Raw genomic sequence first — 19827 nt, 5'->3', positions numbered from 1 at the left:
AACTTAAATCAATTAAATAAAAAGAACATGAGTAATTTTTCAAGAAGAAGGTTTATTCAAAGCTCTATGGTTGGAGCTGCGGGTTTAACTCTTATGCCATGGTCGAAAGCATTGGCAGCAGGTGCAAACGATACTATCCGTATTGGTTTTATCGGACTGGGCCAGCAAGCCATGAACCTGTTAAATGGTTTTAGCCAGATTAAAGGTGTTGAAATTGTTGCAGGAGCCGATTGTTATGGTGTTAAACGCGAGCGTTTCGAGCTGAAAGTAAACGAGTTTTACAAAGCCCGTAAACAAAAGGTAGATGTAAAAACTTACAAAGATTACCGCGAAATTATCGATCGGAAAGACATCGACGCGGTTGTTATTGCAACACCCGACCACTGGCATGCCATTATGGCTATTGATGCCTGCGAAGCCGGAAAAGACATTTACCAGGAAAAACCAATTACTTTCACCATTAAAGAAAGTATAATGGTTGCAGCAGCCGTTCGTAAACACAATGTAATTTTTGCAACTGGTAGTCAGCAACGTTCCGACAGTAACTACCAACATGCCGTAAATATGGTGCACCGCGAAGCATTTGGTAAACTTACCAAGGTTAATGCTTATGTAGGGCCAGGCCCCGATCCGTACAACTTGCCAGAAGAGGAAGTTCCTGCAGATCTTGACTGGAAACAATGGTTAGGCCCCATGCCTTACGTTCATTATAATAAGGCTTTAAACCCACCTATTACGCTTAATCCTGAAACCAAAGAAACGTTCTGGGCACGCTGGCGATACTACAAAGAAACCGGTGGTGGTTTTACCTGCGACTGGGGTGCACACAATTTCGATATTGGCCAGTGGGGATTGAAAAAAGACCACAGCGGACCTGTTGAAGTAATTCCTCCGGGGTACAAAGGCACTCAGTTTTTAACCTATGTATACGACAATGGAGTTACCATGACCAACGAAGCTTACGACGATAAAAATTCGCGGGGTGTAAAATTCTGGGGCGAAGATGGTTGGATTGAAGTTAGCCGCCAGGGAATATGGGCATCTGATCCTGCATTGTTACCTGAAAAAGAAGCTGTTGATGCAGGAATGTATGAGAAAAGTTCAGGTCACCTGGAGAACTTTATTAATGCTGTTCGTATGCGTATCGATCCAATTGTACCTGTAGAAATTGGTGCGCGTACAGCAATCTGCAGCATTTTGGGTAATGTGGCTTACGAACTAAAACGTCCTGTTGCCTGGTCACCTGAACAACAGTATTTTATCAACGATCCGGAGGCAGAGAAGTTCTATCACCGTGACTATGAGAACGGATACAAACTATAATCAGGTTTTCTGATGAAAGTTTAGACTTTGATAATCGTTAACGAATTTCATAAAAAATCCCGGTGAATCAAGACGTCATCGGGATTTTGTTTATTTTTAAAGCAATCAAAACAACTAAAAATAATAGATCATGTCGGTTTCAAGAAGAAATTTTGTAAAAGCAACAATGGTGGCCGGAGCAGGAGCCATGGTTATGCCTGGTGTAACTGTGGCAGCAGGTAAAGAAAAGCTTGTGCCTACGCTGAAAGGGAAAAAAGTACTTTATGTTTATGGCGGTTGGAAAGGCCATGAGCCTAAAGAGTCAGTAGATATTTTTGTTCCGTGGATGCGTTCGGAAGGTGCTGAAGTAACTGTTTCAGACACGCTGGATTCCTACCTCGACGAAGACCTGATGAACTCGCTCGACCTGATTGTTCAGATTTGGACAATGGGGCAGATTTCAAAAGAACAGGAAAAAGCACTGCTTACGGCTATTAAACGTGGCGTAGGGCTTGCAGGGTGGCACGGCGGAATTGGCGATTCGTTTCGAAATAATGTAGCCTACCAGTTTATGGTTGGTGGCCAATGGGTTGCTCATCCGGGAGGTGTAATCGATTATTCGGTAAAAATTACCGATAAATCAGATCCGGTAACGAAGGGACTGAAAAATTTTGATATGCACTCTGAGCAGTATTACATGCATGTTGATCCGAATGTAAAAGTATTGGCAACAACCGAATTCTCAGCCGAACATGCTGAGTGGATTGACGGTTGCACCATGCCTGTAGTTTGGAAAAAATACTACGGAGAAGGACGTGTATTCTATTCATCGCTGGGGCATGTAATGAAAGACTACGATGTACCAGAGGCGCTTGAGATACAGAAGCGGGGTATACGTTGGGCAGCAGAAAGTTTACACCACCCAAAAGAAGAATGGACTAGTCCTGTATACGGATAGCAGGCGCATTTCATACAAAAAACAAAGCCGGAATCTTAATTCGATTCCGGCTTTGTTTTTTGTACCTGTTTCTATCCGTTTAGTGCTTCGGCTCCACTTACAATCTCAAGTATTTCGTTGGTAATTGATGCCTGGCGTGCCTTGTTGTATTCCAGGGTAAGGGAAGAAATTAAATCGCTGGCGTTATCGGTTGCCTGGTGCATGGCTGTCATTCGGGCACCATGCTCTGCCGCGTGCGAATCGAGCAGTGCTTTGTAAAACTGTATTTTTAACGAGCGTGGAATCAGCTCCTCAATAATATGTTCTTTTGTTGGCTCGTAGATGAAATTGAAGTTGTTTTCTTCAGCATTTTCTTCCATGGTAACCGGTAAAAATTGCTCAGCAGCTTGAATTTGTACCGCTGCATTTTTAAACTGATTATAAACCAGCTCAATACGGTCGTAGTGTCTGTCGGCAAAAGCTTTCATACTTTCTTCAGCAACCCTCGAAACATTCTCGAAACTAAGATGATCAAAGAGTTCGTTTTCATCGGCCACCACACTGTAACCTCTGTGCTTTAACTGGCGCGCACCTTGTTTGCCAATACACATAAAATCAAGGTTTCCCAATTTTAATTGTTGCGGGTATTTTTCGCGAGCTACTTCAATTGCTTTTTTTGTTATGTTGGTATTAAAACCACCACACAAACCTCTGTTCGAGCTTACCAAAATCAGAAGTACGTTTTCAGGATCGCGTTCTTGTGTATAAACCGAGTCTTCTACATTTTCAAGGCTGGCACTCAACGATGTAAGAATTTCGTGAAGTTTATCGGCGTACGGTCTGATTTGTAAAATGGCATCCTGTGCTTTTTTTAGTTTGGCTGCCGATACCATTTTCATTGCACTGGTAACCTGTCGGGTGGTTTTAACCGATGCTATTCGTGTACGTATTTCTTTTAATCCGGCCATATTTTGAAATGTTGTAGTAGCAGAATATTGGAGTATCAGAACTCTTCGGTTCTACTATTCCTTTATTCTAACCTTCTACTATTTAATTATATTTTTCTGCTGTTTCAGCTGCTACTTTCCTTATGGTTTCTTCAATTTCTGTAGTTAGTTTTCCTGCTTTAAGTTCATCAAGCACAGGACGGTGCGACATTTCCATCGTTTCCAGGAAGTCGGTTTCAAACTCTTTTACCTTATCAATAGGTACGCGGCGAAGCAATTCGTTGGTTCCGCAATAAATAATGGCTGCCTGGTGTTCAACTTTAACCGGAGAGTATTGCCCTTGTTTTAATATTTCAACATTTTTACGTCCTTTATCCAACACTCGCATGGTTGCAGCGTCTAAATCAGAACCAAACTTTGCAAAGGCTTCCAGTTCGCGAAACTGGGCCTGGTCGAGTTTTAATGTACCTGATATTTTCTTCATCGATTTAATTTGTGCACTACCACCAACACGCGATACCGAAATACCTACGTTAATAGCCGGGCGGATTCCTGAGTTAAACAGGTTGGATTCGAGGAAGATTTGTCCGTCGGTAATTGAAATTACATTGGTTGGAATATAGGCTGAAACATCACCAGCCTGCGTTTCAATTATTGGAAGAGCTGTTAATGAGCCACCACCTTTAACTTTGTCTTTTAAACAATCCGGCAGGTCGTTCATGTTTCTGGCAATTTCATCCGATTCTATAATTTTTGCCGCACGTTCCAATAAGCGCGAGTGCAGGTAGAATACATCACCTGGGTAGGCTTCGCGACCTGGTGGGCGGCGAAGCAATAGTGAAACCTCGCGATAAGAAACGGCTTGTTTCGATAAATCGTCGTAAATAATTAATGCGTGGCGCCCTGTATCGCGAAAATATTCGCCAATTGCAGCTCCTGCGTAAGGGGCATAAAACTGCAAGGCTGCAGGGTCGGAGGCGGTAGCCATAACAATAACAGTATAGGGCATTGCTCCTGCTTTTTCAAGTGTTGCAGCAATATTGGCCACGGTCGAGCCTTTTTGTCCAACGGCAACATAAATGCAATACACCGGATTTCCCTGTTCGTAAAATTCACGCTGGTTAATTATTGTGTCGATGGCTACTGCCGTTTTTCCTGTTTGGCGATCGCCAATTATCAACTCGCGCTGTCCGCGCCCAATCGGAATCATCGCATCAACTGCTTTTAAACCTGTTTGCAGGGGCTCTTTAACCGGCTGACGGAAAACAACACCCGGAGCTTTTCTTTCTAAAGGCATTTCAAATAAGTCGCCACTTATGCTTCCTTTTCCATCAATGGCTTCGCCAATGGTGTTAACTACCCGCCCAAGCAAACCTTCGCCAACATTTATTGATGCAATCCTACGGGTACGCTTAACTGTATCGCCTTCTTTAATTTCATCAGAACGCCCCAAAAGCACTGCACCTACATTATCTTCTTCAAGGTTTAAAACAATGCCTTTCATGCCGCTTTCGAATTCAATCATTTCGTTGGACTCAACGTTCGAAAGTCCGTAAATCCGGGCGATACCGTCACCAACTTGCAATACTGTACCTACTTCTTCAAGTTCGGCAACTGATTTAAAGCCTTCAAGTTGTTGTTTTAGAATTTCAGATACTTCGGCAGGTTTTATATTAGCCATGTTCTATTATTTTGCTTTCGTTTATAATTCGCTTTCTAACAAAGTTTGTTTTACTTTTCGTAATTGGGTTGCCACACTGGCATCGTACTGTTTGTCGTCGAGACGTAAAACCAGTCCTCCCAAAATGTCGGGATTAACCTGTGCCGACAATTCAACAGTTGCCTTCAGTTCTTCTCCCAATAATTTTTCTACTTTTTTTAGTATGCCGGAACTAACTTCGGTGGCAGTTGTAAGTACGGCCGATTTAATATTGAGGTCTTTACGGGTTAATTCAAGAAAATTACGACAAATGCCGGGGATGTTAACTTCTCGTTTGTTTTTAACGATAAGTAAGAGAAAATTGAGACTTACTGTTTCAATAGTATTTTCGAAGATTTGTTTAAGCAGTGCTGCCTTTTTTGATGATTTAATGATTGGACTTTCCAGTAAAAGGATGAGATCATCGTTGTTTTTACAAATTTGATAAACCAGCTGAATATCAGCTTTTAGCTGGTCGAGTTGTTTTTTTTCTTTTGCAAGTGAAAAGAAAGCTTTTGCATAGCGTACTGTTATTGCGCTCTGGTTCATACTTAATTCAGCTTTATGTCATCAACCAGTCCGTTAACCATTTTTTCCTGTTCGGCTTTATTGCCAAGTTCTTTACGAATAACTTTTTCGGCGATAGTTACAGACAGTTGAGCTACTTGTTTTTTAATGTCGTTAACAGCTGCTGTTTTTTCGGCCTGAATTTGCTGTCGTGCCTGTTCAATTGTTTTTTGACCTTCAGCACTTGCTATTTCTTTTGCTTCAGCAATAATTTTGTCTTTTAATTCTTTGGCCTCTTTAAGTATGGCTTCTTTTTCGCGACGGGCTTCAGCAATAATTTTTTCATTGTCGGCTTTTAATCCGGCAACTTCTTTTTTGGCTTCTTCTGCCGAATTTAATGCGGAGGCAATCGAATCCTCACGTTCTTTTAATGCAGCGAGAATGGGTTTCCACGCAAATTTTTTTAAAACGAAGAGTACCACTCCGAAAGCAATAATCATCCAAAATATAGTGCCCGAACTAGGATTTATTAATTCCATAACTTAAAGTTTAAAAAAGGCAACTGCATCCCGGGCAATCCCCGGGATGGTTGCCAAAAATTTTTGCTAAACAAAAATGATAAGCACACACACGATTACAGCAAAGAAGGCTACACCTTCAATTAAAGCTGCTGAAACGATAAGGTTCGACCGGATATCGCCGGCCGCTTCCGGCTGACGAGCAATAGCTTCCATGGCGCTGGCACCGATTTTACCGATACCAATGCCGGCAGCAATAGCAGCCAATCCTGCACCCAAAGCAGCACCAAGTTCTGCACCACCCACTTTGGCGGCCATCACTTCTGAAGGGTTAGCTGCTTGTAACATTTCTGTTGCTTGTAGCAATACTGTTAAAATAGCTGATAACATAGCTTTTAATTTTAAATATTAATGATGATCTGCAGTCGCCATTCCAAAATAGATGGCCGAAAGCAGGGTAAAAACATATGCTTGAATAAATGATACTAAAACATCGAGTAATAAAATAAATACTGAAAAGAGAATGGATACCGGACTTACTCCCAGGCCTACTGCCGGACCAAATTGGCTGCCGAACACAAAAATAAGCCCAATAAATACGGTAACAATCAGGTGCCCCGCCATCATGTTGGCAAAAAGCCGGATCATTAAAACAAAAGGTTTTGTAATTACACCCGAAAGCTCAACAATTGGCATTAAGGGAATCGGGAATTTTAACCACCAGGGTACGTCGGGGTTGTAAATTTCTTTCCAGTAATGTTTGTTTCCATTAATTGTTGTAACCAAAAAAGTAAACAAGGCTAATACCATGGTAACCGCAATATTTCCTGTAACGTTGGCTCCAAAGGGTGGAATAGGTATTAATCCCATAACATTGTTAATCAGGATAAAAAAGAACAGGGTTAACAAAAAGGGCATAAATTTTTCATATTTATGTTCGCCAATGGCAGGTTTTGCCACTTCATCGCGAATAAAAATGATGATTGGCTCCAGGGTATTTTGTATTCCTGAAGGCGCTTTCCCTTTATTCTTTTTAGCCAGGTTGGCTGCTGCAAAAACCAGCCACAATAAAATAATTATCGATACAAAAATACCGGCAATTGTTTTTGTGATTGAAATATCAATGGGTGTTCCAATTTCGTGTCCTGCAGCATCCAACTCAACAATTTTACCTTTGAATGCTTCACTTTTTGAAATGCGGAAACCTTTGTAGTCGCTGTGCCCGTGATGAAACTTCGATGACATAAACACATGAAATGCTTGCCCCTCGTGCAACTCGGGTTGTTTACTGTAGACAATTATTGGTAAAGGAATGCTGACGTGCTTGGACCCAAACGATACGATATGCCAATCGTACGAGTCCGAAACGTGATCGATTACAAACTCTCCGGCATTAAATTCTTTATCAGTGTGTGCGTCAGAGGTATGTGATTCGCCTTCTTCAGAATGACCTTCTGTTTTATGTGTCTTTTCTTCTTCGTGCCCGTGTTGAGCATGAAGCTGGCCATAACTTAATAACGAAAAGGCAAAGAATATAAAGATGGCTTTTGTAAGCTTAAGCATGGTTAATTTTAAGTTTTTCTTTCTTTAACTTGTCTGCACCCGTTTGAAAAAACGCATTCTGAGTAAAATTTATCAGATAGATAAAACGTTGTTTTGTCTCCTTAGGTTCACAAATTTATAAGATTTTTTGAACCATGAATGTAATTTAACCAATTTCAGCTTATAAATAACAATGTTTAAAAACCTATATGGATGAAAATAAGGTAGGATACGGAGTTATTGCTTATTTTTAGATTTTGTGATTTTGGAAATCTCAACAACTTCGAAAATAGAGTAAATAATGTATAACAGCATAAAATAAATTACAAATGACAGTGCATTATCTCTGTCAATTGCAATGTAAATAACTGCTAAAACGGAAAATAAAAGCAGTTTAAAAGTGGTAACGAGCATGCTGCTACGGGTAAATGTTCCAATACCCTTTTTCGACATTTTTAGCAAGAACGAATGAATGCCCAGCGTTGTAAGGTAAAAGAAAAGCAATAAAAATGGGAGAATGGGAATATAATATTGAGGTAATGCCAATGAAAAAACCAGCCCGCCAATTAAGGCTATTGCGAAAGTTATTCCTGTAAGTTTTGCAAGAAAAGATTTCATTTTCGATCTGATTTTTTTGATTTGTTTTCGGTTTTTAAAAGATTTCTAATTCCATAGATAATGGCAACAAGCACGCCCAAAATCATCAGGCCGAGGGTAAATCCTTTAAACTCATTTTGCATCCACTGGTCAATTTTATAACCAAGGAAAGTAAATCCGGCGATTGTGGCCATCATTTCAAACCCTAAACCGGAATACCGAATAAACGAGTTAGCTTTTTTGGTTGTATAAGCTTTTTTGTTTTTCATTCTCAGCAACTGGTGCCGAACTACCACCCATGGCACATGTTCCGGTAAAAACCGCTCCTGGTTCAACAGCGAGCTTGCCGGCAATAATATCTCCCTCTATTTTAGCTGATGCTTTCATGTTCAGGAGCTCTTCCACCTTAACCTTTCCTTTAATAAAGCCGGCTATTTCAACATTGTTGCAGCTTACTTTTCCCTCAATTTTTCCTTTTGGGCCGACTACAACTCTGCCCTTAGCCTCCAGGTTGCCTACAAGCTGGCCATCAATTCGAATATCGCTGTTTGCAGTAATGTCGCCTTTAATAGTTGTGCCATCTCCTAAAATGTTGATTGCCTGATCGGGGGTGTCGCCAAATGTTCTTGCACTTTGTTTTGCCATGGTTTATACTTGCTTAACGTTCCTTAAAATGGTGCTTGAAGATACAACAAATTGAATCTTCAGCAAAAATAATATGGATTCGCTAAAGCATCAGTATGGAATTAGTGTATTTTTTTATTCCGAATCGTAAGCCCATTTTAAATAGGTGCTTCCCCAGGTAAATCCTGCACCAAAGGCAGCCAAAATAATGTTGTCGCCTTTTTTCAGTTGTTTTTCGTAATCCCACAAGCACAGTGGCACTGTTGCAGCAGTAGTGTTTCCGTATTTTCTAATGTTTATCATTACCTGGTCTTTGCTAATTCCCATGCGTTTTGCCGTGGCTTCAATAATGCGCATATTGGCCTGGTGCGGAACCAGCCAGGCAACATCTTCCGAAGTGATATTGTGTTTTTGCATAATCTCAACTGCCACATCGGCCATGCTTGATACCGCTGCTTTAAACACCGCCTGCCCTTCCTGGTACAAAAAGTGCTCATTATTTTTAACGGTTTCTGCTGAGGCTGGCTTTAACGATCCTCCGGCTTTTATGTGCAGGTGGTGGCGTCCCAAGCCGTCAACGCGGTTAATGTAGTCGATTACACCAACATCTTCGGTGGTGGGTTCAACCAGAACAGCGGCTGCACCATCGCCAAAAAGCGGGCAGGTTGTACGATCTTTGTAATTAATAATCGACGACATTTTTTCTGCTGCTACGATTATTACTTTTTTGTAACGTCCTGATTCGATAAACTGTGTGGCTGTGGCTAACGAAAAAATAAACCCTGAACAGGCCGCGTTTAAATCAAAACTCCAGGCATTATGTATTTGAGCTTTATGGGCGATAATATTGGCGGTGGCCGGCAGGTTCATGTCGGGGGTAATGGTGGCACAAATTAACATGTCGATTTCATCGGCTGATGTGCCTGTTTTTTTTAGCAGATCCTCAACAGCCCAGGCTCCCATGTCGCTGGTTGCTTTTCCTTCTTCCTTCAATATCCTGCGTTCCTTAATCCCAATCCGCTGCATAATCCATTCGTCCGACGTATCAACCATTTTGCTGAGTTCGTCGTTTGTTAAGCGGTACTCCGGAAGGTAGGCTCCAATTCCTGTGATTGCTGCCCTAATATTAGCCATCGTTCAATTTAATATTTGTGTTTATAGAAAATATTTTGTGGTTGTTTTAAAAACCGGGGTTAAATGTAGAGTGAATTCAAAGACACCACAAAGAAATGTGTAGAGATATGAACTGTGGTATGGAAAAAATAGTTTAGACAGCAGAACTATTAATAAACTTGTTCGAAAAATCAGAAAATGTTTGCGGATATAGCTTAGGGATACAAAAAAATCCATTTCCGGAATGAACCAAAAATGGATTTTGAATAGTTAAAGCCGGGTATTCCGGATACTTCAATAACTATAATGCAATTTCTTTTTCAATTACTTGTTTACCTCTGTAGTAACCACATTCAGGACAAACTGTGTGGTATTTTACAGTAGTTCCGCAATTTGAACAAGTAGCCAAAGTAGGGGCAGTAGCTTTGTAATGCGTACGTCTTTTATCCCTTCTCGCTTTCGATGTTTTATGCTTTGGATGTGCCATTGTAATGTATTTTAATTATTATTTTTTCTATTTAATTATTATTGAAATTTAGATGCCCGCACCTTAATTTTGCACGGCCAGCTCAATTTTTATCGTTTTTTAAATTTTTTAGCGCAGCCCATCGCGGATCAATCTCTTCTTCTTCATTTTCATCTGCTTCGTGCTGCACAATATTATTTAGCCTGTTAATCATTTCCTGGTTACAGCTGTTTTCTCCGGTTTCGTTCGGATGAACATGACGCAAAGGTATGCTTAACATTGCATATTCGTAAATGGTTTGGGCCAGGTTTATGGCGTGTTCTTCAGGTAAAACCCAAATTACATTGTCGCCCTCTTCAAATTCATCTTCCTGGCCAAATTTTACAAATAATTCGGTTGTCAAGGATATGTCCTGCGGGTAATTGTCGAGGCAGCGGTCGCAAACCAACTCCAACCACCCTGAAAGTGTGAAGTTTAGTTTTAAAAATGCACTGCGTTTTTCAAACTCAACGGCTACCCTAACTTCTCCGTTGTCAACCAGGCTTTCTTCAAAATGTTCAAAGAACTTATTGTCAATATCAAAATCGTAAGTATGAAGGCCTTCTTTAAGGCCTTTAAATTCAATGTTATATTTGCTTTTCCAGCTCACGATTCCAAAAAAGTGGATGCAAAAGTATAAATTTTTTATTAACAGATGAAGAAATTGCCAGAATTTTTCCTGTTTATTCGTAAATCAAAAGGGTTAAGCCAGAGTTGGTTGACCTTAACAGATGAAGAAATATTTTTTTTTGAATGATTATTGGTACTTAATAGTTCAATACAATGGCTATTTATTTAAATTTATTCGGAAAGTAGTTCCTTTACCTATTTCAGACCATTTGATATAGATACGGCCACTGTGGTAAATTTCAATAATTCTTTTTGCCAGGGAAAGACCAAGGCCCCAGCCTCGTTTTTTAGTTGAAAACCCTGGTTGAAATATTGATTTTTGATGTTTTTTGGAAACTCCACAACCGGTATCAGTAAGATCGATACAAACCTGGTCGGCTTTTTCGCTTACATCAATACTGATGGTGCCGTTATTTCCCATGGCATCAATGGCATTTTTGCACAGGTTCTCGATTACCCACGAAAACAAGGCCGCATTTAAAGGAATTTCAATTGTTGCCTGCTGGTCGTATTTTATTTCAAATTTAACTTTATCAGAAGACCGGCGTTTTAAATAATTAATTGCCGAGTTTAAAGCTTCAATCAAATTTACATTAAGCAGTTCCGGTTTCGACCCGATTTTTGAAAAACGTTCGGTTATTCGCTCCAGCCTTGCTGTATCTTGTTCCAGTTCTTTAATCAGGTTCGGATCAACATTTTTTAGCTTCAGTAGTTCAATCCAGGCCATAAGCGACGAAATGGGCGTACCCAGTTGATGTGCGGTTTCTTTCGACATACCCACCCAAACCTGGTTTTGTTCGGCGCGGTTGGTGGCATTAAATGCAAAATAGGCAACCACAATAAAAATAAGAATTACAATAAGCTGAATAACAGGATAAAGACGTAAGTTGCGAAGAATAGACGACTCGCGGTAATAGAGCAGCTGGTATTCTTCTTCCGGAAATTCAATTCGAATAGGTTCTGCATAATCCTGCATTTTTTCCAGTTCTCTTTTCAGTACTTCATTGCGTCTTTCTGCGGGATAATGAATATTGTGGTCGGTGTTAAAACTTCCGTCGGAATTCACTACAATTATAGGAATGGTTGAGTTGAATTCGGTTACCATAATCAGAAAATTCAGGTAACGTGTTTGTAGTTGGCTCATTTCGGGCGAAGTTATATTTATACCCGCATCAATAATGCCTTTAGTTGCTTCGGCCCAAATTTCAACTTTGTTGCGCTCTTCAATGGCCATTCTTTTTGTAAGCCAGTTGGTGTATAGCAACGATGCAACCCCAATAAGTACTGCAATAAATAGAAGTAAAATTTTTCCCCGTCGTCTTTTCAGATATATGTCCAAAACAAAATGGTTTTAAGTACATTTTTGAGAACGACCTAAAGATAAAAATATTATACCGACAATAAGATCCGGTGGTTTGTTTTATTGGTGTTCAACTAAAAGTGCTTGAACCGCACGAACAATACCTTCGGAATCGATACCACATTCTTTGTAGAGTTCTTCTGGGCTTCCGTGCTCAATAAACTTATCGGGAATACCTAATATTTTAATTTTATTGTTGTAGCCTTTTTCAGCCATAAATTCAAGAACTGCACTACCGAAACCACCCTGAATGGTTCCGTCTTCAATGGTTACAAGCTGATCAAATTTTTCAAAAATCTCAACAAGCAGGGCCTTGTCCAATGGTTTTACAAAACGCATATCGTAGTGTGCGGCAGAAATATTTTTTTCGGCAAGTCGCTGAATTGCGCTTTGCACAAAAGTTCCTGTTTTTCCTATAGTTAGCAGTGCAATATCTGTTCCGTCGTTTAGTTTTCGGCCTTTACCAATTTCAATTTTAGCGAAGGGCTTTTTCCAGTCGGTTTTTATGCCACATCCACGTGGGTAACGTATTGAAAAAGGCTGATTATTTTCAGCAAGTTGGGCTGTGTACATCAGGTTGCGCAGTTCAATTTCGTCCATCGGGGCAGAAACAATCATGTTCGGGATCGATCGCATGTAGGCAATATCAAACACGCCATGGTGGGTGGGGCCATCTTCGCCAACCAATCCGCCGCGGTCTAAACAAAAAATTACCGGTAGGTTTTGTATGGCCACATCGTGTACAACCTGGTCGTAGGCACGCTGCATAAATGTTGAGTAGATATTGCAAAAAGGAACCATACCCTGGGCGGCAAGCCCAGCCGAAAATGTTACTGCATGTTGCTCTGCAATGCCTACATCAAAAGCACGGTCGGGCATTTTGGCAATCATTTTATTCATGGAACATCCGGTAGGCATCGCAGGCGTAATTCCAACAATTTTTTCGTTTTGTTCGGCCAACTCAACCAGGGTATCGCCAAAAACATTCTGAAATTTAGGTGCTCTGTCAGCAGCGCATTCGCATTGGTAAATTTCTCCGGTTTCTTTATCAAAAACTCCGGGAGCGTGCCATTTGGTTTGGTTTAATTCAGCTTGTTTAAAACCTTTTCCTTTTTGGGTAATTACATGCAAAAGCTTTGGTCCCGGAATATCTTTAAGGTCGTTTAATACTTTGGCCAGGTAAACCACGTCGTGCCCATCAATAGGGCCGAAATACCTGAAGTTAAAGGCTTCAAAAAGGTTATTTTCCTTAAAGATCATGTTTTTTAAAGCATGTTGGTTTTTCTGAATAAACCGCCTTGCTTTTTCTCCAAAACCATCGAGTTTCCCCAATCCTTCCCAAACGTCATGTTTCATTCGGTTGTAGGTGTCCGACTTTGAAATATTCAACAAATATTTGTTTAAACTGCCAACGCTGGGGTCGATGGCCATATTGTTATCGTTCAGAATAACCAGGATATCGGCATTTTCTCCACCTGCGTTATTCAATGCTTCAAAAGCCATTCCGCCAGTCATTGCCCCATCGCCAATAACTGCCACAACCTTCCGTTCGGTTTCGCCTTTAATTTTTGCGGCTACAGCCATACCAAGGGCAGCTGATATTGAAGTGGAGGAGTGCCCTACACCGAAAGCATCATATTCGCTCTCCGAGCGTTTTGGAAAACCGCTGATGCCTTTAAATTTTCGATTGGTGTTAAACTTATTTTTACGTTCGGTAAGTATTTTATGTCCGTAAGCCTGATGGCCAACATCCCATATAAGTTGGTCAAACGGAGTGTTGTAGACGTAGTGAAGGGCAACGGTAAGTTCAACAACACCCAAGCTTGCTCCAAAATGCCCTGGATTGGTTGAAACCACATCGATAATGTAATCGCGCAGTTCGCCACAAACACTTTCGAGTTGTTCAACCTGTATTTTTTTTAAATCGTCGGGATTGTTTATTGATTCAAGCAGCTTCCCCTTCACATCACTCATATATCCGAAAATTATAGAAACATAACAACTGTTAAGGCACAGTTTGTTCATTGCAAAAGAAATAAAATTACTTGTAAAAATGAATGAGAAATACGATGTTATAGAAATGAATTGATTTGCATCAAGCCATCGAGGGTAAGCATCGGTTCAACAATTTCTACTTTTTTACTTAAGGGAACCATTACTGCACTCAGCCCACCTGTTGCAACAATGGTAAGTGTTTTGTTCATTTCTGTTTCCGTTCTATCTACAATAGAATCTACCAGCCCTGTGTAGCCAAATATTATTCCTGATTGTATGGCATGGATGGTGTTTTCGCCTAAAACCGAAGGTGGAGGAGCAAGATGAATTTGCGGCAGTTGTGCGGTTTTACCGGCCAAAGCCCCAACTGCAGTGCGCAGGCCTGGTGCAATGGCAACGCCCAAAATCTCTGAGTTATTTCCAATGGTAGTAAATGTTAAAGCGGTACCAAAATCAATTACCATTGTGTTGTTGCCGTATTTCTGGTAGGCTGCAGTAGCATTGGCAACCAGGTCGGTTCCTATTTCAAACGGATTTAACACTTTAACAGGTAGTTTATCGTAAATGTCAGGAGTTACAAAGTTAATGCTTGCTTTTTCAAAAAGCCCGCTAAGCATTTCGCGAAATGGGTGCAGTAAGGTTGGTACTACACTGCTTAAAATAATTCCTGAAATTTCGGTGCGGCATATTTTTCCGGCACTTAACAGCGATCTGAAAATCACTTCGTATTCATCGGCTGTTTTTAACTGATCGGTTTGAATACGCCAATCGCTTATGCACTGTTCATCTTCGTAAATACCAAAAACGATGTTCGTATTACCTATATCTATTGCAAGTAACATAATCTTTTTTTGCGAATGCTCAAAAGTACCTAATTTATAAATTTCGTAATAAGATATATGAACTTTTTTGGTTGGAAGCGACGGTATTGTTTTTAAAAAAATTAATAGTAATTTTAAAGCAGGCACTAACAACATATCTAAAATCATGCAAGAGACAAAAAATCCATTAATTTTTCTTATCGAAAACAGCGTTGTTTATAAGGACTTAATTGCCGGTTATTTAAAATCAAAAAAGTATTCGAGGCTGAAAGTTTTTAAGAACGGAGAAGAGTGCCTTCAACACATTCATTTAAAACCAGATATTATTATTCTGGATTATTCTTCTGAAGGAATTAATGGATTGGAGCTTATGCTAAAGTTTGAAAAAGAGAATAGTAATGTTGACTGTATTTTTTTGAGTGCCCAGAATAATGTAGAAGTTGCGGTAAAGATTATGAAGTTAGGTGCCGCTGATTATATTATAAAAAATGATCAGGCACCTAAAAAATTGGTAGAATCTATTGAGCGATTAAAGAAATCGAGCAAACGCAATAAACAAAGCCAGGGGTTTAAATTGGGCGTAGTTGGTTTCTTTATTATGCTTTTCCTCATTATTATGATTATCACCTTTGTTTCCATCTTTTTTGACCTCGAACTTTAAAATGCCTTTGTCACAATAGTTTTTTTGCTGTTGTGTTTCCGGGCTGTTAAAAGGGGGGCTTATCATTTTCCAAAAATTGTTACCTTTCGCGCTTTCTAAAAAAAGAGAGCGATATGGCATTTGTTTCGGTATTAAAAAAGTATAATAAAAGTTTCTGGACATCAAACACCATTGAATTATTTGAACGTTGGGCCTGGTATGGTTTTTACCTTGCTTTTCCAATTTTTCTGGTTGGTTCAACCGACACCGGAGCATTGGGTTTCTCAAATGGTCAGAAAGGAGCAATAATGGGTACAGGTTCTGCCTTGTTGTATTTTTTACCCGTAATAACCGGGGCCATAGCCGATAAGGTGGGGTATAAAAAAATACTGCTGCTCGCATTCGCCATTTACATGTCGGGCTTTTATATGATTAATATTTTTGAAGGCTATACCCTGGTATATTTTGCTTTTGTATGGACTTGTGTAGGGGGAGCTTTTTTTAAACCAATTATTTCGGCAATGATTGCGAAAACCACTAACGATGAAACGGCATCAATTGGTTTTGGCATTTTTTATATGATGATTAATATTGGTGGTTTTATTGGGCCATTTATTGCCGGGGCCTTGTTAAAATTAAGCTGGGATTATGTGTTTTATATGGCCATTGCTGCCATTGGCGTAAACGTACTTTTAACCTTGTTTTTATTTAAAGAGCCCGGTCGCGACAAGGATTCAAACTCGCTTGCCTATAATGTTTTACAAGCGTTTAGAAATATTTGGATTACCCTGCAAAACTGGAAATATGTGCTGTTTTTAATTATTATGATTTTGTTTTGGACAGCTTTTAACCAGCTTTATTATTCGTTTGGAATTTTTATAGACCAGTGGATTGATACAACAGTGGTTTATAATGGACTACATATGGTTTGGCCCTGGCTGGCCGAAACAATTGGCGATAACGGTACCATAAGTGCGGTGACAATGACCAGTATGGATTCGTTTTTCATCATTGTTTTTCAGTTAATGGTATCGGCATTTGTAATGCGTTTTCGCCCACTGGCAGCCATGATGGGAGGAATTTTGGTGCTGGCCGGTGGACTTGGGTTGATGTTTTCAACTCAAAGTGGATGGTTAATATTGTTGGGCGTGTTAATATTTGCACTGGGTGAAATGGGAAGTTCGCCAAAATTTACCGAGTATGTTGGAGCCATTGCTCCAGCCGATCAGAAAGCGCTATACATGGGAACCTCGTTTTTACCTATTGCTGCTGCACATAAACTGGCTGGTTGGTTGTCGGGCGATTTTTACGAAGGCATCTCAGATAAATACTATCTTTTGCACCAGGAGGTAAGTGAGCAGGGATTGCAGTTCCCAACAGAGTATTCGGAAACATTTACCAAAAACGACTTTTTTGCACAGGCGGCCCAAAAAATGAGCATGTCGGAAACTGAGCTCACGAATTTTCTGTGGCAGAACTACCATCCTTCAAATATCTGGATGGTGTTTTCAGGTATTGCCGTTTTGGCTGTTGTGTTGCTTTGGCTGTACGATCGTTTTGTAATTGGGAGGAAGTAAATTTTCAACATCCAATTTTCAAAAAGGAATATTTAGGATTAGGCAAGTGTATAAATTGAGTATTGAATATTCATCATTGGTTATTTCTCGGCAATAAACCGCCAGGGTTTGCTAATCCATGGTTCTCCTGCATAATCGATACCAACGCGCGGGAGTGCGGAGTAATTAACTTTAGCATCTGTTTCTTCCAGCCAAATACGATTTGATGTGGACAGGTCTTCGCCATAAAACGACTTGTCAAGTTGTAGCGCTTTTCCAACCCTTCCCGGACCTGAAATTCCATGAAGTCCACGAATTAAAACAGCCGAAGCATCACCTTCGGGGCCTGTTACAAAATTAAGCAGCCAGTACATTCCGTAAATCAGGTAAACGTAAACCAGTCCTCCCTCCCTAAACATAACTTCAGTTCGGGCTGTTTTGCCTTTGTTGGCATGGCAGGCTTTATCGTCGTGTCCACGGTAGGCTTCGGTTTCGGTAATTATATATTCCTGTACCAAGCCGTCATCAAAACGCCTTACCAGTTTTTTACCGAGTAAATCAGGAGCAACTTCCGTTACTGCGCGTTGGAAAAAAGAATTTGGTATTCGAGCTGAACCAGTTGTCATATTTAAAATCAATTGAATCGGAAATATGCAAAATAAAAATCGTTTGAATTATTCTGTACACTATTTTTATACTTTTATAGTTTATTAAAAACAAGCTGAACTGTATGCAAACCATCCACATGTCGGACATTTACGGGCAATACCTTACCCTGAAGGCTGAAATTGATGAAGCCATTCAGGAGGTGATTCGTTCCACCCAATTTATAAAAAGTGGGAAGGTGCTTGATTTTGAAGTCCGGCTGGCAGCTTATTTAAGCACTAATGTTGTGGCCTGCGGAAACGGCACCGATGCCTTGCAGCTGGCTTTTATGGCTCTCGACTTAAAGCCGGGCGATGAGGTAATTACCACCCCTTTTACCTTTGTATCTACCGTGGAGGTATTATCATTTTTGGGATTGAAACCCGTGTTTGTTGATGTAAATCGCGAGACATTTAATTTGGATGAGGGTAAGTTAGAAGAAGCTTTTTCCGAAAAAACAAAGGCCATATTGCCGGTGCATCTTTTTGGGCAATGCGCCAATTTGGAAGCCATTCTGGATTTGGCTCAGAAATATAAGCTTTTTGTAGTTGAAGATGCATGTCAGGCTTTAGGGACCGATTATCTTTTTTCTGATGGTTCAAAAACAAAAGCCGGGACAATAGGAAATATCGGTTGTAACTCGTTTTTTCCATCAAAAAACCTGGGCGCTTTTGGCGATGGTGGTGCGGTTTATTGTACTAATAAAGAAATGGCGGATAAAATTCGTTCGCTGGCCAACCATGGAATGAAAGCGAAATACGAATACGAGCGAATTGGCATTAACTCGCGCCTCGACAGCTTGCAGGCTGCCATTCTGGAGGTTAAACTGAAATACATAGAAAAACACATACGAGCCCGGCAACAGGCAGCTTCTTTTTACGATGAGCAGTTGAAAGGTATTGAAGAACTTAAAATTCCGATGCGAGTACCTTACAGTACGCACACTTTTCATCAATACACGATTCAAACCGAAAAAAGAGATGAGTTGAAAAATTTCCTGGCAGCAAAAGGTATTCCTTCGATGGTATATTACCCCAAAGCGCTGCATTTACAGGATGCCTACAAACACCTGGGGTACAAACAGGGAGATTTTTCGGTGGCTGAAAAGCTAAGTCAAACGGTATTGTCGTTGCCCATGCATACCGAGTTGGGGGAGGAGCAATTGGAGTATATAGTTAATATGATTAAGAAGTTTTTTGAGAATAGTACCCCGCAATGACGCTAAGTGGCAAAGGAAAGATAATTTGCGTCTTCGCGCCTCGGCGGTAAAAATATGAGATATGACTAACTACTATAAACACGAAACGACCATAATCGACCAGGGTGCTCAAATAGGTGCCGGCTCTAAAATCTGGCATTTTTCGCACATTATGGAATTGGCTGAGGTTGGCGAAAACTGCATCCTTGGGCAGAATGTTTTTGTGGGGAATAAGGTAAAACTGGGCAACAATGTAAAAGTGCAAAACAATGTCTCTGTGTACGAGGGGGTGGTTTGCGAAGACGATGTTTTCCTGGGGCCGTCAATGGTTTTTACCAATGTTATTAACCCGAGAAGTGCCGTTGAACGAAAAAATGAGTTTAAAACAACACTTGTAAAACGTGGGGCAACAATTGGCGCAAATGCCACCGTAATTTGTGGAACTACTTTGGGCGAATACTGTATGATTGGAGCCGGGGCAGTGGTGACAAAAAATGTAAAACCTTTTGCTTTAATGACCGGCGTGCCGGCTAAACAAACGGGTTGGGTGAGCAGAAACGGTGTGGTTTTAAAAGATGATTTAATTTGCCCGGAGACCGGAGAAAAATATAGGTTGGAAGGTGGATTGTTGTCCTTACAGGATGAATAAGTTTACCGTAAAGACACGGAGGCGCAAAGAAGATAACGTTGT

22 protein-coding genes are annotated in these 19827 nt (G+C 40.4%); 6 read left to right on the top strand and 16 right to left on the bottom strand.

The window, feature by feature from the left end:
- Positions 1–27: 27 nt before the first annotated feature.
- On the top strand, positions 28–1323 hold the full coding sequence (locus tag QZ574_RS09450) for a Gfo/Idh/MocA family oxidoreductase (protein WP_297089174.1): 1296 nt from the start codon (positions 28–30) through the stop codon (positions 1321–1323).
- Between the two features lie 130 nt (positions 1324–1453).
- Positions 1454–2260 (top strand): ThuA domain-containing protein, encoded by an 807-nt coding sequence (locus QZ574_RS09445; protein WP_297089172.1) that lies wholly within the window; start codon positions 1454–1456, stop codon positions 2258–2260.
- 71 nt (positions 2261–2331) lie between these two features.
- Here QZ574_RS09445 and atpG read toward each other — a convergent pair whose 3' ends face one another.
- From atpG to QZ574_RS09370, 15 genes are all read right to left on the bottom strand, one after another.
- Positions 2332–3207 carry an ATP synthase F1 subunit gamma gene (gene atpG, locus QZ574_RS09440; protein ID WP_297089170.1) on the bottom strand — a complete coding sequence of 292 codons (876 nt, stop codon included), beginning with the start codon at positions 3205–3207 and terminating at the stop codon, positions 2332–2334.
- 82 nt (positions 3208–3289) lie between these two features.
- Positions 3290–4867 (bottom strand): F0F1 ATP synthase subunit alpha, encoded by a 1578-nt coding sequence (gene atpA / locus QZ574_RS09435; protein ID WP_297089169.1) that lies wholly within the window; start codon positions 4865–4867, stop codon positions 3290–3292.
- 21 nt (positions 4868–4888) lie between these two features.
- A complete protein-coding gene (gene atpH / locus QZ574_RS09430; RefSeq protein ID WP_297089167.1) occupies positions 4889–5434 on the bottom strand; it encodes an ATP synthase F1 subunit delta in 546 nt (181 codons plus the stop codon).
- Between the two features lie 2 nt (positions 5435–5436).
- The gene (locus QZ574_RS09425) at positions 5437–5931 is read right to left on the bottom strand and encodes a F0F1 ATP synthase subunit B (protein WP_297089164.1); all 495 of its coding nucleotides are present in this window, start codon (positions 5929–5931) and stop codon (positions 5437–5439) included.
- A 66-nt stretch (positions 5932–5997) separates the two neighbouring features.
- A complete protein-coding gene (atpE, locus tag QZ574_RS09420; protein WP_297089162.1) occupies positions 5998–6258 on the bottom strand; it encodes an ATP synthase F0 subunit C in 261 nt (86 codons plus the stop codon).
- Positions 6259–6318: 60 nt separating this feature from the next.
- Positions 6319–7473 (bottom strand): F0F1 ATP synthase subunit A, encoded by a 1155-nt coding sequence (atpB, locus tag QZ574_RS09415; RefSeq protein WP_297089159.1) that lies wholly within the window; start codon positions 7471–7473, stop codon positions 6319–6321.
- Positions 7474–7689: 216 nt separating this feature from the next.
- Positions 7690–8070, bottom strand: a complete 381-nt coding sequence (locus QZ574_RS09410) for a hypothetical protein (RefSeq protein ID WP_297089157.1) — start codon at positions 8068–8070, stop codon at positions 7690–7692.
- Positions 8067–8318, bottom strand: coding sequence for an AtpZ/AtpI family protein (locus tag QZ574_RS09405; RefSeq protein WP_297089156.1), 252 nt, complete (start codon positions 8316–8318; stop codon positions 8067–8069). Before QZ574_RS09405 ends, QZ574_RS09410 begins: the two co-directional genes overlap by 4 nt.
- Positions 8281–8694 carry a polymer-forming cytoskeletal protein gene (locus QZ574_RS09400; RefSeq protein WP_297089155.1) on the bottom strand — a complete coding sequence of 138 codons (414 nt, stop codon included), beginning with the start codon at positions 8692–8694 and terminating at the stop codon, positions 8281–8283. Before QZ574_RS09400 ends, QZ574_RS09405 begins: the two co-directional genes overlap by 38 nt.
- A 114-nt stretch (positions 8695–8808) precedes the next feature.
- The gene (locus QZ574_RS09395; protein ID WP_297089154.1) at positions 8809–9807 is read right to left on the bottom strand and encodes a beta-ketoacyl-ACP synthase III; all 999 of its coding nucleotides are present in this window, start codon (positions 9805–9807) and stop codon (positions 8809–8811) included.
- Positions 9808–10087: 280 nt separating this feature from the next.
- On the bottom strand, positions 10088–10273 hold the full coding sequence (rpmF, locus tag QZ574_RS09390; protein WP_297089152.1) for a 50S ribosomal protein L32: 186 nt from the start codon (positions 10271–10273) through the stop codon (positions 10088–10090).
- Positions 10274–10355: 82 nt separating this feature from the next.
- Positions 10356–10901, bottom strand: a complete 546-nt coding sequence (locus tag QZ574_RS09385; RefSeq protein ID WP_297089150.1) for a DUF177 domain-containing protein — start codon at positions 10899–10901, stop codon at positions 10356–10358.
- 177 nt (positions 10902–11078) lie between these two features.
- On the bottom strand, positions 11079–12260 hold the full coding sequence (locus tag QZ574_RS09380; RefSeq protein WP_297089148.1) for a HAMP domain-containing sensor histidine kinase: 1182 nt from the start codon (positions 12258–12260) through the stop codon (positions 11079–11081).
- Between the two features lie 81 nt (positions 12261–12341).
- Complete coding sequence (gene dxs, locus QZ574_RS09375; RefSeq protein WP_297089146.1) at positions 12342–14255, bottom strand: 1-deoxy-D-xylulose-5-phosphate synthase; 1914 nt, start codon at positions 14253–14255, stop codon at positions 12342–12344.
- Positions 14256–14353: 98 nt separating this feature from the next.
- Positions 14354–15118, bottom strand: coding sequence for a type III pantothenate kinase (locus QZ574_RS09370; protein ID WP_297089144.1), 765 nt, complete (start codon positions 15116–15118; stop codon positions 14354–14356).
- A 145-nt stretch (positions 15119–15263) separates the two neighbouring features.
- Between QZ574_RS09370 and QZ574_RS09365 the strand changes: the two genes are divergently transcribed.
- Together QZ574_RS09365 and QZ574_RS09360 are read left to right on the top strand one after the other, a co-directional pair.
- On the top strand, positions 15264–15758 hold the full coding sequence (locus QZ574_RS09365) for a response regulator (protein WP_297089142.1): 495 nt from the start codon (positions 15264–15266) through the stop codon (positions 15756–15758).
- Between the two features lie 113 nt (positions 15759–15871).
- Entirely contained in the window at positions 15872–17314 is a 1443-nt protein-coding gene (locus QZ574_RS09360) for an MFS transporter (protein WP_297089140.1), read from the top strand.
- An 80-nt stretch (positions 17315–17394) separates the two neighbouring features.
- On the opposite strand, the gene QZ574_RS09355 is transcribed toward QZ574_RS09360, so the two are convergent.
- Positions 17395–17919 (bottom strand): DNA-3-methyladenine glycosylase, encoded by a 525-nt coding sequence (locus tag QZ574_RS09355; RefSeq protein WP_297089138.1) that lies wholly within the window; start codon positions 17917–17919, stop codon positions 17395–17397.
- Between the two features lie 104 nt (positions 17920–18023).
- On the opposite strand from QZ574_RS09355, the gene QZ574_RS09350 reads away from it, so the two are divergent.
- The gene (locus QZ574_RS09350) at positions 18024–19157 is read left to right on the top strand and encodes a DegT/DnrJ/EryC1/StrS family aminotransferase (RefSeq protein ID WP_297089137.1); all 1134 of its coding nucleotides are present in this window, start codon (positions 18024–18026) and stop codon (positions 19155–19157) included.
- Between the two features lie 61 nt (positions 19158–19218).
- Positions 19219–19785, top strand: coding sequence for a DapH/DapD/GlmU-related protein (locus tag QZ574_RS09345; protein ID WP_297089134.1), 567 nt, complete (start codon positions 19219–19221; stop codon positions 19783–19785).
- The last annotated feature ends 42 nt before the right edge of the window (positions 19786–19827 follow it).

The organism is uncultured Draconibacterium sp. (genome assembly GCF_913063105.1).
GTDB lineage: Bacteria > Bacteroidota > Bacteroidia > Bacteroidales > Prolixibacteraceae > Draconibacterium.
This window is presented reverse-complemented; position numbering and strand designations above follow the sequence as displayed.

What these genes read in the sequence shown, in the direction of transcription:
- atpH (WP_297089167.1), bottom strand. Translation starts at nt 5,434, where the DNA reads ATGAACCAGAGCGCAATAACAGTACGCTATGCAAAAGCTTTCTTTTCA.
- QZ574_RS09445 (WP_297089172.1), top strand. Translation starts at nt 1,454, where the DNA reads ATGTCGGTTTCAAGAAGAAATTTTGTAAAAGCAACAATGGTGGCCGGA.
- QZ574_RS09355 (WP_297089138.1), bottom strand. Translation starts at nt 17,919, where the DNA reads ATGACAACTGGTTCAGCTCGAATACCAAATTCTTTTTTCCAACGCGCA.
- QZ574_RS09370 (WP_297089144.1), bottom strand. Translation starts at nt 15,118, where the DNA reads ATGTTACTTGCAATAGATATAGGTAATACGAACATCGTTTTTGGTATT.
- rpmF (WP_297089152.1), bottom strand. Translation starts at nt 10,273, where the DNA reads ATGGCACATCCAAAGCATAAAACATCGAAAGCGAGAAGGGATAAAAGA.
- atpE (WP_297089162.1), bottom strand. Translation starts at nt 6,258, where the DNA reads ATGTTACAAGCAGCTAACCCTTCAGAAGTGATGGCCGCCAAAGTGGGT.
- atpA (WP_297089169.1), bottom strand. Translation starts at nt 4,867, where the DNA reads ATGGCTAATATAAAACCTGCCGAAGTATCTGAAATTCTAAAACAACAA.
- QZ574_RS09395 (WP_297089154.1), bottom strand. Translation starts at nt 9,807, where the DNA reads ATGGCTAATATTAGGGCAGCAATCACAGGAATTGGAGCCTACCTTCCG.
- QZ574_RS09360 (WP_297089140.1), top strand. Translation starts at nt 15,872, where the DNA reads ATGGCATTTGTTTCGGTATTAAAAAAGTATAATAAAAGTTTCTGGACA.
- QZ574_RS09345 (WP_297089134.1), top strand. Translation starts at nt 19,219, where the DNA reads ATGACTAACTACTATAAACACGAAACGACCATAATCGACCAGGGTGCT.
- QZ574_RS09410 (WP_297089157.1), bottom strand. Translation starts at nt 8,070, where the DNA reads ATGAAATCTTTTCTTGCAAAACTTACAGGAATAACTTTCGCAATAGCC.
- QZ574_RS09405 (WP_297089156.1), bottom strand. Translation starts at nt 8,318, where the DNA reads ATGAAAAACAAAAAAGCTTATACAACCAAAAAAGCTAACTCGTTTATT.
- atpB (WP_297089159.1), bottom strand. Translation starts at nt 7,473, where the DNA reads ATGCTTAAGCTTACAAAAGCCATCTTTATATTCTTTGCCTTTTCGTTA.
- QZ574_RS09350 (WP_297089137.1), top strand. Translation starts at nt 18,024, where the DNA reads ATGCAAACCATCCACATGTCGGACATTTACGGGCAATACCTTACCCTG.
- QZ574_RS09365 (WP_297089142.1), top strand. Translation starts at nt 15,264, where the DNA reads ATGCAAGAGACAAAAAATCCATTAATTTTTCTTATCGAAAACAGCGTT.
- atpG (WP_297089170.1), bottom strand. Translation starts at nt 3,207, where the DNA reads ATGGCCGGATTAAAAGAAATACGTACACGAATAGCATCGGTTAAAACC.
- QZ574_RS09400 (WP_297089155.1), bottom strand. Translation starts at nt 8,694, where the DNA reads ATGGCAAAACAAAGTGCAAGAACATTTGGCGACACCCCCGATCAGGCA.
- QZ574_RS09450 (WP_297089174.1), top strand. Translation starts at nt 28, where the DNA reads ATGAGTAATTTTTCAAGAAGAAGGTTTATTCAAAGCTCTATGGTTGGA.
- QZ574_RS09425 (WP_297089164.1), bottom strand. Translation starts at nt 5,931, where the DNA reads ATGGAATTAATAAATCCTAGTTCGGGCACTATATTTTGGATGATTATT.
- dxs (WP_297089146.1), bottom strand. Translation starts at nt 14,255, where the DNA reads ATGAGTGATGTGAAGGGGAAGCTGCTTGAATCAATAAACAATCCCGAC.